At 63.0% G+C, this 13,241-nt stretch carries 9 protein-coding genes and 1 pseudogene; 6 read left to right on the top strand and 4 right to left on the bottom strand.

What is annotated here, in order from left to right; translation table 11 throughout:
* Positions 1 to 139 precede the first annotated feature (139 nt).
* The 4 genes and pseudogenes from ASG69_RS17845 to mhpA form a co-directional block, all read left to right on the top strand.
* Positions 140 to 676: pseudogene (locus ASG69_RS17845) on the top strand (alpha-hydroxy-acid oxidizing protein); the annotation flags it as partial.
* 595 nt (positions 677 to 1,271) lie between these two features.
* The gene (locus tag ASG69_RS17840) at positions 1,272 to 2,300 is read left to right on the top strand and encodes an LLM class flavin-dependent oxidoreductase (protein ID WP_056448805.1); all 1,029 of its coding nucleotides are present in this window, start codon (positions 1,272 to 1,274) and stop codon (positions 2,298 to 2,300) included.
* A gap of 1,406 nt (positions 2,301 to 3,706) precedes the next feature.
* On the top strand, positions 3,707 to 4,660 hold the full coding sequence (locus tag ASG69_RS17835) for an MBL fold metallo-hydrolase (RefSeq protein ID WP_056448808.1): 954 nt from the start codon (positions 3,707 to 3,709) through the stop codon (positions 4,658 to 4,660).
* 244 nt (positions 4,661 to 4,904) lie between these two features.
* Complete coding sequence (gene mhpA / locus ASG69_RS17830; RefSeq protein WP_235578996.1) at positions 4,905 to 6,617, top strand: bifunctional 3-(3-hydroxy-phenyl)propionate/3-hydroxycinnamic acid hydroxylase MhpA; 1,713 nt, start codon at positions 4,905 to 4,907, stop codon at positions 6,615 to 6,617.
* A gap of 210 nt (positions 6,618 to 6,827) precedes the next feature.
* On the opposite strand, the gene ASG69_RS17825 is transcribed toward mhpA, so the two are convergent.
* Both ASG69_RS17825 and ASG69_RS17820 read right to left on the bottom strand, forming a co-directional pair.
* Positions 6,828 to 7,601, bottom strand: a complete 774-nt coding sequence (locus ASG69_RS17825) for an SDR family NAD(P)-dependent oxidoreductase (RefSeq protein ID WP_056448814.1) — start codon at positions 7,599 to 7,601, stop codon at positions 6,828 to 6,830.
* Between the two features lie 57 nt (positions 7,602 to 7,658).
* Positions 7,659 to 8,591 (bottom strand): VOC family protein, encoded by a 933-nt coding sequence (locus ASG69_RS17820; protein ID WP_056448817.1) that lies wholly within the window; start codon positions 8,589 to 8,591, stop codon positions 7,659 to 7,661.
* Positions 8,592 to 8,763: 172 nt separating this feature from the next.
* Between ASG69_RS17820 and ASG69_RS17815 the strand changes: the two genes are divergently transcribed.
* Together ASG69_RS17815 and ASG69_RS17810 are read left to right on the top strand one after the other, a co-directional pair.
* Positions 8,764 to 9,666: a LysR family transcriptional regulator gene (locus ASG69_RS17815; RefSeq protein WP_162246790.1), complete on the top strand. Its 903-nt coding sequence runs from the start codon at positions 8,764 to 8,766 to the stop codon at positions 9,664 to 9,666.
* Positions 9,663 to 10,655, top strand: a complete 993-nt coding sequence (locus ASG69_RS17810; RefSeq protein WP_156380568.1) for a LysR family transcriptional regulator — start codon at positions 9,663 to 9,665, stop codon at positions 10,653 to 10,655. The genes ASG69_RS17815 and ASG69_RS17810 overlap by 4 nt, the downstream gene beginning before the upstream one ends.
* Positions 10,656 to 10,664: 9 nt before the next feature.
* Here ASG69_RS17810 and ASG69_RS17805 read toward each other — a convergent pair whose 3' ends face one another.
* Positions 10,665 to 11,684, bottom strand: coding sequence for a dihydrodipicolinate synthase family protein (locus tag ASG69_RS17805; protein WP_056448827.1), 1,020 nt, complete (start codon positions 11,682 to 11,684; stop codon positions 10,665 to 10,667).
* Between the two features lie 57 nt (positions 11,685 to 11,741).
* Entirely contained in the window at positions 11,742 to 13,238 is a 1,497-nt protein-coding gene (locus ASG69_RS17800; RefSeq protein ID WP_056448830.1) for an NAD-dependent succinate-semialdehyde dehydrogenase, read from the bottom strand.
* Between the last annotated feature and the right edge of the window lie 3 nt (positions 13,239 to 13,241).

Raw genomic sequence — 13,241 nt, 5'->3', positions numbered from 1 at the left:
TTTGTGCCGCTGCACACCCTTGAGCTGCGCATTCCTCGCTAATCCGAGCTCGTGTACCGTCCCCGCCATGCCGACGCACCACCGATCGGTCGACGGCAATGCCGACCAATTGGGCCACGACTCGGGAACGGATCCGCACATGCCACTCTCCACCGGACGCGAACGCCAGAACCACATTTACACAGCGGGGGTGGCCGGACGAACACCGACCGTTCCCACGGATTTCCCTGGATTGGAACGGCGTGCACTCACGAAGATGTCCGACCGAGCGCGTGCCTACATTGCGGGTGGGGCCGGCTCCGGCACCACGATGGACAACAACCGCCGCGCTCTCGACCGGTGGAACATCGTGCCTCGGGTCCTTCGGGACGTGTCTGCGAGAACCACCGAAAGCGAACTCCTCGGCCTCACGCTTCCGGCACCCGTGTTGTTCGCTCCGGTCGGAGCCGGGGGCGCAGTGCATCGACAGGCAGATCTGTTGATCGGCCAAGCCGCCGCCACACTGGGACTTCCCTACATCTTCTCCAACCAGGGGTCCGTCGCGATGGAGGAGGTCGCTGCCGGCATGGACCGGATCGCGCCCGGGTCCCCGCGGTGGTTCCAGCTCTACTGGTCGACCGACGACGACCTGGTCGATTCCCTGCTCACGCGGGCCGAGCGCTCCGGTGCCAGTGCCGGCCGAGCGGCCCAGGGTGGCTGCTGCCGCTGCCCGCGCCTCCATCGCCATCCGCGAGCGAAGCGGACGAGAGGTACCGCAGTGGCTTCGCGACACTGCTGCCGGCCGCCCCACCACGCCACCGCCCGATCTGACCTGACCTTCCAGCGGTGCAGCGGCTGCGTGGAAGGTGAACACCAACTGGCGCAGCGGGCGTAGAACACTTGTTTTTCGCTGTGGCGTTACTCGGGGAACCGACCGATCAGCGCGCTCAGCCCGAGAAGGGCTGTACACGGTCCATCCGTCGCTGCGGCGTATCACCGCCGTCTCGATACCACGACCTCGAAGCTGAGAGGCTCGGTCATGGAGTCTTTCTCCCGGCTCGGTAAAGGTAGCTGTGTCTGGCTGTACTGCGCGAGGCGGTGCTCGTCGAACTGGGTTGTGTTCTTGTCCCAGTTGCCGCCCCGGGTGCCAGGTTGCGGGGCGGCATAGCCGTCGAGTGTCAGTAAAGGTCCGGGGTTCAAGTCCCTGCCCTGGGAACAGTTTCTCGGTCGAGATGGTTGACTTGTAAACTAAAGGAGGGTCGACGTCGTGGCCCCGACCGAGAGGCTCAGCAATGCATGTAGGTGTGGACAGCTTCGTGTCCTCCGTAACCGACCCGACCGACGGCCGCGTGATCGGCGCTTCCGAGCGAATGGAGCATCTGCTCGAGGAGATCACCCTCGCCGACCGGGTGGGTCTTTACTCGTTCGGGATCGGCGAGCACCACCGCAGCGAGTACTACGATTCCGCTCCGTCGATCATCCTGGCGGCCGCGGCAGCTCGCACGGAACGAATCCGGCTGGGCAGTGCGGTCAAGGTACTCAGTGCGGACGATCCGGTGCGAGTTTTCCAGGAATTCGCCACCCTGGATTTGATCTCGAAGGGGCGGACGGATCTGGTCGTGGGCCGCGGCTCGTTCACCGAGTCGTTTCCCTTGTTCGGTCTGGACCTGGCCGACTACGACTCGCTGTTCATCGAGAAGCTCGAGCTGCTGCTGCAGATCCGGGACAACGTCGAGGTGACGTGGTCGGGCAAGCACCGGCCGGCGCTGACGCGGCAGAGCATCTATCCGCGTCCCATGCAGGATCCTCTGCCGGTCTGGGTGGGTGTCGGCGGCAGTCCCGAATCATTCGCTCGCGCAGGTCTGTTGGGGTTGCCGCTGATGATCGCGATCATCGGCGGTGAGCCGCGCCAGTTCGCGCCGCTCGTCGATCTGTACCGCCGCGCGGGTGCACAGGCAGGTCATGCGCCGGAGAAGCTGAAGGTGGGCCTGCACGTGTTCGGGTTCGTCGCGGAGAGCACGCAGGCGGCGGCGGACACCATCTACCCCGGGTGGAACGAAATGTTCACGAAGATCTCGCGGGAGCGAGGATTCGCGCGACCGACCCGAGCGCAATTCGATGCCACGTCCGGACCTAACGGTGCCTTTTTCATGGGTGACCCGCAGACGGTGGCCGACAAGATCGCGCGAGTGGGCGAACAGCTCGGCGGTGTGGATCGGCTGTCCCTGCAGATGACCAATCCCCGCTTGGCTCACAGTGATCTGCTCCGCGGCATCGAGCTACTGGGAACGGAGGTCGCACCGCTGGTGGCCGATCTCTGACCGTGGGCTTGATCATGACGAGCTAGCGGACCTACGGCCGGTTCTGCGGAATTGCTCGGGCGCGTTCGATCTCGATTCCCAGCCCACGTAGATTCCGTGGATCTTCGCCCGCCGTCCAAGTTCGGACGGCGGGCTCTGACGCGAGATTGCATTATGCCCCGCCCGGAAAATATTCGATTCACAGTCGCCGATCCCTCGACCGGTAGGGCCGGCCTTGTCTCAGGTGCCGGGTGAAGAATCGGTCCGCCTCGTCGCTGGCGTATTCGGGGACGCCGACGTGCCCACCCTAATCGGCGTGCAACATTCGGTGGTGGTCCACAGTGCGGTGATGAGCTCGTCGCCCCCCGGTCGAGTCGGAGATCGGAGTTCGACGGTGTAGATGTACGGCAGGGGCGCTCCCACGATGCACAGCAACCCCCACTCCGCCCGGGGGACGATGTCGCCGTCCGAACTCTCTGTAGCGGACGGTGGCACCCCAGGCGTCGCAGTGGGCGCGAGCAGCCTGCACCGCAGGTCATTGGACCCGGTACAGACAGCTTTGCAGCCGCCTGAGCAGGCACAATGCGTCGTTCGATATTGCCGAGGAGAAGACCCGAAACCTCGAGTTTCGAGTTGCAGTCATGAATAAGTAGTGAGTGGCACCGAAACCAGAAAAGCCCCTGACCAGCTACCTGCTGATCAGGGGCGTTTTTTGGTGCGCCCACAGGGACTCGAACCCCAGACCCAGTGACTATGCCCGCCGAGGACCAGGAATCCGGTTGAGACCACGAAAGATTATGTGACCAGCGCAGATTAAGAGTCATACGACCACGCGGGACCACCACGATCCGAATGGGTCCGGAATGAAAGTCATGAATAAGTAGTGAGTGGCCACCGGAGTGTCGAGTCGCCACCAGAAAGAGCGCAGATCGGTGAAGTGGAGGCTAGAGCCCGGCTTGGGTCGTCCTCGCAGCACGCCCGCGCCGGCGGCCGCCGCAACATCGACAGAATCGATGTTCGGTCATCGACATCAACTGATTCTCCCGATGCCGCAACCCTCGTAGTGTCACAGCAACGGTCGCTCGAACCCGGTGATCGCCTCGGTGCCCCAGCGCAGTCGAAGTTTCACGGACTCGAGAGGCAGGAACATACCCTTTGCAACTGCTCGTCGATCGTGTCGTCACCGGTAGCGGCTCCGAACTCGGACCGGGCGTGTTTTGTAGCGAGGACCGGCGGCAGTATCGAACTCGTGGGGATGGTCGAAGTCGGCCCCACCTTGCTGCTCACCTCACCGCACAACGTCGTGGTGACGAGCCAGATGCCTGGTCGTCGACCCCGGCGCATCCAGCCCATGCCTCCTCGGTGTCTTGGACATCACCTGAAAAGACGACCACCTTATTCACCTGCCGACAACCGAGGAGAGTCCGATGACGTCCGTCGTCCCCCAACCACACATCCCGACCTTTCGAAGCGGGACACCACACATCGACGAGGTCGGCGACGGCCTGTTCGCCTACATCCAGCCCGACGGCACCTGGTCCATCAACAATCCCGGGTTCCTCGTCGGCCCCGACGGTGTCGTCAGTGTCGACACCTGCGAGACCGCGCAGCGCACGATGGCATACATCGATGCAGTTCGCGACTTCACAGGCCACGAAATTCGAACAGTCGTCAACACACATCACCATCCCGACCACACCGCCGGAAACGGACTGCTCCCCCGCGCGACCATCATTGCCCACGAACGAACACGAACCGAGATGATCGCGCACGCAGCGATAGAGCTGCCACCCGGAATCTTCGAGCACATAGACAACGGGAACCCTCCGTTCACCCCTCCGTTCCTGACCTACACCGACGGCATGACGCTGTGGTTGGGAGACCGGCGGTGCGAAATCCGTTACGTGGGTCGCACTGCACACACCACGAACGACTCGATCGTCTGGGTCGCCGACCAGTCCGTTCTCTACGCAGGTGACCTGTTGTTCAAGGGCGGCACCCCGTTCCTGCTGAGCGGCTCTGTCACGGGCCTCGTCGGCGTACTGGACAACGTGATTCGGCCTCTGGGTGCCACCACCATCGTTCCCGGCCACGGCCCGGTGTGCGGAAGCGAGGTGATAGACGAGACTGTCGACTACCTGCAGTTCGTCATGACCGCCGCTAGGGACGCACGCGCGGCGAGCGTATCGCCATTGGATGCCGCCCGAGAGCTCGATCTCGGCAGGTTCGGCGAGTGGACGGACACAGAGCGCATCGTCGGCAACCTTCACCGGGCAATGGCCGAGCTCGACGGACTCCCCGCCGGCGCTCCACTCGACATACCGAAGGTGTTCCAGGACATGGTTTCCTACAACGGAGGGCCCTTGCCCGTACACGCCTGAGCGGGTACATCGTCACCGTCGACCTTTCTGCAGACCGCGGCCACGAGGCACCGGCGTCGAAGGTTGCGGCTCTGTGTCCGCGCGGACGGATCATCCGAACTGGGGCCGGACCGATTCGGCGAGCGATCGATCTCGATCGCAGGAACCGGGGCCTCAGGTGACAGTGGAGCACATCGCGGCTTCCGAGTGCCCGGACCAACAAAGCTCGACAACGAAAGAGAGTGCGGAGACGATGGAACCTCCCGTGGATTCCGATGTAGTGATCATCGGAGCCGGGCCCGCGGGCCTGATGTTGGCCAACATTCTGGGTATGTACGGGAAAAGCGTCACTGTCCTGGAAGGGCTGTCCTCGCTCATCGACTACCCCCGTGGTGTGGGCCTCGACGACGAATCCTTCCGCACGATTCAGACAGTCGGCCTTGCGAACGCCGTGCGTCCGCACACGAGCCCGCAGCACATCATGCGATTGGTCAACGGCGCGGGGAAAGTCATTCTGGTAAACAATCCTCGAACCGAAGAATTCGGCTGGGAACGGAAGCACTCCTTCATCCAGCCCGAGGTGGACCGAGCGCTGTACGCGGGTCTCACGCGGTTCGACAACGTCGAGGTGCTGTTCGGCCACCGCGTCGAGGAAGTCGAGGAGGACAGCGACGGGGTCACTGCGATCGCACTCGTCGATTCCGGGAGCGGCGAAGTCACCCGACGTTCCTTCCGAGGCCGGTTCCTCGTCGGCTGCGAGGGAGGAAAGTCACCCACGCGAAAGCGCCTCGGGGTGAGCTTCGATGGCACATCTCCCTCGACCCGTTGGCTGGTGGTGGATGTAGCCAACGACCCGCTGGGTACTCCCAACGTCTTCCTCGGTGCCGACCCGAAACGTCCGTACGTCTCGATCGGGCTGCCCCACGCGGTCCGACGGTGGGAATTCATGTTGCACGACGACGAGACCGAAGAACAGGTCACCGATCCCACCTACGTCGGCAAGCTACTGGCCCACCATGTTCCGGACCCTGCCGGACTGGACTTCATCCGCCGCCGGGTATTCACCCACCACGCCAGAGTCGCGTCCGACTTCAGGCGTGGTCGCCAGCTCATCGCAGGCGACGCAGCCCATCTCATGCCGGTCTGGTTGGGACAGGGGTGGAACTCCGGTGTACGCGACGCCACCAATCTGGGCTGGAAGCTCGCCACCGTCCTGTCCGGGCAGGCCGAGGACGATCTGCTCGACACCTATACGACCGAGCGCAGAGATCACGCGAAAGCAATGGTCGACCTGTCACTGACCTTCGGGAACATCATCAAGATCACCAACCCCGTTGCAGCGCTGGCTCGAGACGTGGTTTCCTCTGTACTGAACCGCTTTCCACAGATCAAGAGCTACTTCTCCGAGATGCGCTTCAAGCCGATGCCGCGCTACACGGAGGGAGTACTGGCGGATCCCTCCGATTGCACGTCAGGTCGCGCTGACGCAACGATCACCAGTCGTCTGGTTCCGGTACGGAGCGCGAACATCACGATCTCTCCGGTAGGAGTACAGTTCCCGCAGCCTCGCGTGACCGTTGCGAATGCAGGCATCGTTCTTCTCGACGACGCCATCGGTAACTGGTGGTCCGTCATAGTGTGGGGTAACAGCCCCAAGGATGTGCTGCCGCAGAACGCTCTTCGCCGACTCGACGCCCTGGGCGCACGACTGGTGGCTGTGTTACCGGAGACGCAGCGCGAATGGGCGCAACAACAGATGGACGCCGATGTGCTGGTCGTAGGAGATCACACCGGGCTGCTGAAGAAGTGGTTCGACGATCGACCGACACCGTTGATCTTCCTGAGGCCCGACCGCTTCGTCGCGGGCGCGTGTCTGACCCAGAACGGCCCCGCCACGCTCGATGCGATCCTTGCCTCCATGTCGTTCATCGAGCACACACCGGTCGAAACCGCCGACACTGCACCTGACGCCGTGTGATGGGGGCGGTGACACGACGCCGAACTCGATGACGCAACGGTTTCACCTCCCGGTCGAGCGGGTCGTGCAGCCGACTGTGCGTAGCCGGCTGCACGTCGATCGCGCCCGGTGTTCGAGTCAGGTGGCGGATGCGCGTGGACCGGGACTGGCCGGGAGGCAAGCGGGATGTCCGTAAATCAGTCCCTCAGCTGGTTTCGAGTGCTGACGCGGTCACGACACCAGGAGGCCGCCGTCGACGTTGAACTCGGATGCGGTGATGTTCCGAGCTTTGCTGGATGCCAGGAACGCCACCATGTCGCCGATGTCCTCAGCGGTCTGCAATCGGCCGAGCGGAATCCTCGACGCGAAGCCGTCCCATCCCTCTTCGAAGCTGAGGCCGTTGAGACCACTGAATTCCTTCACCACCTTGTCGTGCAGATCGGTGGCCACGATGCCGGGATGTACCGAGTTGACGGTGATGTCGTACTGAGCGAGTTCGGCTGCGAAACTCTTGGTCATTCCGACGATGGCGAACTTCGATGCGCAGTAGGCCGCGATCAGGGCGACGCCTCGTTGGCCGCAGATCGACGACATGTTGACGATGCTGCCGCCGCGCTGCTCGATCAGGGCCGGCAACAGTGCGCGCGTCACCGTGAAGGTGCCCCGGACGTTGATCGACATGAGACGGTCGAACTCCTCGTCGGTGACGTCGACGGTGTTGCGGGCACCGATGTTCATTCCCGCGTTGTTGACGAGGATGTCGACCCGTCCGAACGTGCTCATCACCGAGGACGCCAAGTCGTTCGCCGAGCCGGAATCCCGAACATCGAGGTGCGCACCGAGTGAGTCGGTCGGCAGTTCGTCGGCTTGCTTCCGGGCTGCTGCCAGATCGATGTCGGCGATCACGATCGTGGCTCCCTCGTCGCTCAGCTTCCGAGCGCAGGCCAGGCCGATGCCGTTGGCACCGCCGGTGATGACAGCAACTTTTCCGTGGAGTTCAGACACAATCGTTTCCTTCATCGAGCTGTGGGTGGAGTTGTCGAACCACGATCAGGCAGGGCCTCAGATCGGTGAGGGGACCCAGAGTCCGACGTCGTCGCGCTGCTTGAGCATGACCGGGAGCATCACTTCAGTCATGGCGCCACCGGTGCCCCACTGATCCTGGGTGTCCGAACGGGTCGGGTCGTACACCGAGGGCTCCCAGGTGTTCTCGTCGACTGTCTCGAGCTCGGTCGTGTACTCGATGACATTGTCCAGCGGGTCGAGGAAATAGGAGAACGTGTTGTCGCCGGCACCGTGCCGGCCCGGGCCCCACAGCGGCCGGTAGCCACTGCGAATCATCCGGCCGGTGCCGCGCATGTACTCGTCGATACCACGCATCTCGAAGGAGATGTGATTGAGGGATGTGGAGGGCGCCTGTGAGATCGCCAGGATGTGATGCTGAGAACTGCTGCGCATGAAGCACATCAGATCGCCCAACCAGTCCGACAACCGGAATCCGAGGTGCTTTTCGTAGAACGCCTTGGTCCTCTGGACGTCCGTCGAGTTGATCACGACGTGGCTGAGCTTGCGCGGAATGGACTCCCTTTCCTCGAGCAGTCGGAACGGACGCTGCTCCACGTCTGCGGACACCTCGATCAGACGACCGTCCACGTCGAAGAACCGCAAGCCGTAGCCACCACCGGGGGTTGTCATGACGGACGGTTCACGGTTCATCGTGACCCCGGCACGCCCCAGACGCTCAGCCAGGAGATCGACCTCACCGATGGACTCCGCCCCGAACGACACGAGGTCGAGACGCTTCTGACGATCCTCTCGGAGGCGCAGAATGTAGTGCTCGGGATCAGCGGGAGAACCGAAGAACGTCACACCCGAGTCATCGGCTATGGGTGTGAGGCCCCACACCTTCGTGTAGAACTCCACAGCCTGGTCGTAGTTCGGCACGGCAAGACCGACATGCCGCAAATGCGTGATCGGACTGAATCCGGATGCCATCGGTGAACTCCTCGACTCTCGACCGCGCCCCGGGCGGGGCGCCGATGACATCACGGTAGTGGCGCCGATCACGCTGCACCAACAATGTTTTGCGATGCTTTGCTATCGATGCGATCAATTATGAGCGTACCGTCTGATCATGGATTTTCGGCAGGTCGACCTCAACCTTCTGGTGGCGTTCGACGTCCTCATGTCCGAGCAGAACGTGACTGCGGCTGCGCGCCGACTGTCCGTGGGGCAGTCGGCCATGAGCTCGACGTTGTCGAGGTTGCGGGCATTGCTGGACGATCCGGTCCTCGAGCGCAGAGGCCGGACCATGTTCCCGACTCCTCTGGCTCAGTCGCTCGTGGGCCCCGTGCGGGAGGCGCTGACCAAGTTCAATTCGGTTCTGACCGAACCACCCTCGTTCGAGCCGGCGCGAGATAACCGAAGCTTCACAGTGATGGCGAGTGATTACGCCTCCATGGCGGTGCTCCAGCCGCTACTCGTCGCGCTACCGACCGAGGCGCCGCACGTCGAGCTACGCATCCAACCGGTTTCTGCGAGCTTTCTCGACGATCTGACGGCCGATAATGTCGATCTGACGATCGTCCCACTGGCAGCCGCCGACACGATCACCGATTTGTTCGAGTACCAGACGCTCTACACCGACCCGTATGTCATCGCCGTGGACGCGGACAACCCACTCGTCTCGGATGGCATCACACTGGAGCAGTTCTCGTCGCTGCCCTACCTCGCAAGTAACGACGGCAACGCCCCCACCCTCGTCGAGACACAGTTGGACCGACTCGGAATTCCGCGGAGACTGGACGTGACCACAGGCTTCGGCATTGCGCCATTCCTGCTGCGCGACACGCCCTTCGTCTCCGTCATTCCCGCCAGTCTGGCGTCGACGGTCGCCGAGGGCGCGCGGTTGAAGTTGCTCACGCCACCCATGCCGCTGGAACCGATCACCGAGGTCATGGTCTGGGCTGGTCGAAACCACGACGACCCCAGCCACCGTTGGTTACGGGAGCGGCTGGCCGACATTGCCTCGCAACGAACGTGGCCCGGGGCGGCAGGAACCGCACGATGAGCGAGAGAAGGGAATCCGGCACCGGCCATCTGCCCCATCACGTGCTCGAGCAGCTCAGCCGTATCGACTTGAATTTGCTGATCGCGTTCGAGGCGTTGATGTCCGAACGAAGCGTCACCGGTGCGGCTGCGCGCCTGAGGGTGGGGCAACCTGCGATGAGCTCGACCCTGGCTCGCTTACGCAAACTCCTCAAGGATCCGATCCTCGTTCGGCAGGGCCGAGTGATGATCGCGACTCCACTTGCGAACGCGTTGACCGGTCCGGTCAGCGACGCGTTGGCCGAGCTCCAGGTGACGTTGTCGTCCCTCGGATCGTTCGACCCCGAAGTCGACGAGCATTCCTTCTCGGTGATTGCGAGCGATTTCGCGGCGGCGGCGCTTCTACACCCCCTCCTGGTGGAAATATCGTCGAAGTACCCGAACATCCGGCTGGAGATGAGGACTGTCTCCTACGACATTCCCGACGAAATGCTCCGCGGGCGCGTCGACGTGATCGTGCTGCCGAGAGAGTCCATCTCGTCGTTCCCCGCATTGTGGAGGGACAACGTCCGCCGCGAGGTGCTCTACCGTGACCGCTACGTTCTGGCAGCGGACGCCGCCAACGGAGCTGTCCGTCCGGCGATGACGGTCGAGGAGTTCAGCGCAATGCCCTACCTCGCGGCGACCTTCGGCAACGGGTCACGGCCCTCTCTGGGTGACGCGAACCTCGATGTGCTCGGCATTCCGCGCAGAGTCGAAGTCAGCACCAGTGCCACAGTGGCCCCGTTCATGTTGCGCAACAGCCCATTGGTGACACTGATCCCCAGGACTCTCGCGACCAGAGTGGCGGAAGCCGCCAATCTGCAGCTCATCGATCCACCCATGCAGTTGGAGCCGATCACCGAGACGCTCATCTGGCTTCGCCGGCTCGACCGGGATCCTGCTCAGGCATGGTTCCGAGGCCGCCTGCGCGCGCAGGCGGCCAAGCTCGTCGCCACCCCGACTCGCTGACCGAAGTTGTCAGGCCGGGTTACGGCCGACGAAGAACTCGCGGAGCGGGTCCATGGAAGGTTCGAAGCCGGAGTCGATGAGGCCCTTGCGGAGAGCGAGCATCTGGCCGTCGTGGATTCGCTGGGTCGGCTGACGCAGTGGGCCACCGTTGTATCCCTGCAGCCATCCCTGGAACTTCCAGGACTGGCGGTTGATGAACGCACCACCATTGAGCGCCTGCCCCAGGGCCGCCTTGGCCTTGCGCGCAGGATGCGTCTGCCAGAACAGTTCCGAAGCGTCGTCGAGCTTGCCGTCGGCGACCAGGCTCATCACCTGCGGGATGATGGGCCCGTAGAACTCGTGGTCACTGGTTGCCGAGAGCTGAATGGGCATCACCTGTGACAGGGGGATCAGATCGGCCTCGATGGGTACGGAGATGACGACTTCATCACCGAAGAGGCGGTGGCAGTCGATGATTCCCTGGATGTAGGGAAACCCGCCTTCAGCCTTGATGACGGCGATGTTCGGGCAATCGTCGAGCAGGCGACGGATCAGGCGGGTGGGAATGTCCGAAGGATGGATTCGCGGACTGAAACCCCACAGGTACATCGGGAAGACGATGACGGCGAGATCGGTGGCGTCACACACCGCCTTCGTGTACTGGTAGATCTCCTCTTCCGACTCCGGATAGAAGTTCGGCGGGTACGAACACAGCACGATATCGGCGCCCGCCTCCTCGGCCCCGCGAACGGCTTCGATGTTGTCGGCGAGTGTGCTCCAACTGCCGTGGTGTACGACGACGAAGTCCTTGCCGGCCTCATCGCGGGCAATGCGAAGGAAGTCCAAGTACTCCGGCAGGGTGATGTTGACCTCGGACACCCCGAGCGTCCCGAGAAATCCGTGTTCTTTCGCTCGACGAATGTCGTGGCGTATGCCTGCCTCATTGATGGACTTCAGATCGCCGGTGAACGACGGGATCGTGCAATTCACAGCGCCGACAAGCTTCTCACGAGCCCATTCGCGAGCCTCGGTACGGGTGTAGACAGCCATTATGTTTCCTCTCGGGAGTTGTACTCGAAATTCGGGTTTTTCATTGTGAGGCGATTGTCACGACGCGCCGGCACCCTCCCAGGCGAGATATTTCATCTCCATGTATTCGTCGATGCCGTACACCGAACCCTCTCGACCCAGACCTGACTGCTTGACGCCGCCGAAGGGCGCGATCTCGTTGGAGATCAGACCGGTGTTGATGCCGATCATTCCCGCCTCGACGGCTGCGCTGACCCGCCACGTGCGCTCCGCATCGCGTGTGAAAAGATAAGCGGCCAGGCCAAATTCGGTATCGTTGGCCATACGGATCGCATCGCCCTCCGCTTCGAATCGGATCAACGGGGTAACGGGTCCGAACGTTTCATCGCGTGTGATGCGCATCGTGGAATCGACATCGGCGAGCACAGTGGGTTCGTAGAACAAGCCGCCGAGATCGTGACGCCGACCGCCGCAGAGCACACGGGCACCTCGACCCACTGCGTCGGACACGTGCTCCTGAATTTTCGTGACCGCGTCGACGTCGATGAGCGGTCCCTGCTGGACGCCGGGGTCGAATCCGTCGCCGACGACGAGGCCCTCGACCTTCCGGGTCAGCGCTGCGGCAAAACGCTCGTAGATACCGGACTGCACATAGACCCGGTTGGCACTGATGCACGCCTGGCCCGTGTTGCGGTACTTCGTGGCGATAACGCCGTCTACTGCCTCGTCGAGATCGGCGTCGTCGAAGACCAGGACCGGCGCATTGCCACCGAGTTCCATGGAGGTCTTCTTGACCGTGAGCGCTGCTTGGGCCAGCAGTAGTCGGCCGATCTCGGTCGACCCCGTGAAGCTGACCTTGCGGACGATGGGACTACCGGTCAGCACCGGTCCGATCTCCCGCGCGTCGCCGACCACGATGTTCAGCACCCCCGCCGGAACGCCGGCTCGTTCGGCGAGCTCGGCCAGAGCCAGCGCAGTCAGTGGCGTCTGTTCGGCGGGCTTCACCACCATCGTGCACCCGGCGGCGAGTGCGGGAGCTGCCTTGCGAGTGATCATCGCGGCGGGAAAATTCCATGGCGTGATGGCTGCGCAGACGCCGATCGCCTCCCGCAACACCACGACTCGTCGAGACGATTCGGGAGCGGGGAAGATATCGCCGCGAACACGCTTGGCCTCCTCACCGAACCACTCGATGAAGGACGCTGCATAGTTCATCTCGCCGACCGCCTCGGCCAAGGGCTTACCTTCTTCGAGAACGATGAGCCGCGCCAAGTCCTCGGTGTTGTCCCGGACCAGCTCGAACCACCGACGCAAGATGTTCGCGCGTTCCTTGCCGGACAGTCCACGCCATGCGGGCAGGGCGCGGTAGGCAGCGGTGACGGCGAGCTCGGTTTCCTTCGCGCCGGACGAAGGCAGGTCGGCGATGGGTTCACCGGTGGAGGGGTTGTGCACAATCAGACGTTCGCCACCGTCTCGCGTGAGCCATTGCCCGTCGACGTAGGAAGATGACCTGGACAGTGCCTGGTCGGCGAGACCGTGGCCGGATCTGTGTTCGGCGTCGAGTGAAGTAGTCATCGG

Origin of the sequence: Rhodococcus sp. Leaf225 (genome assembly GCF_001426145.1) — a bacterium.
Classification (GTDB): domain Bacteria; phylum Actinomycetota; class Actinomycetes; order Mycobacteriales; family Mycobacteriaceae; genus Rhodococcoides.
This window is presented reverse-complemented; position numbering and strand designations above follow the sequence as displayed.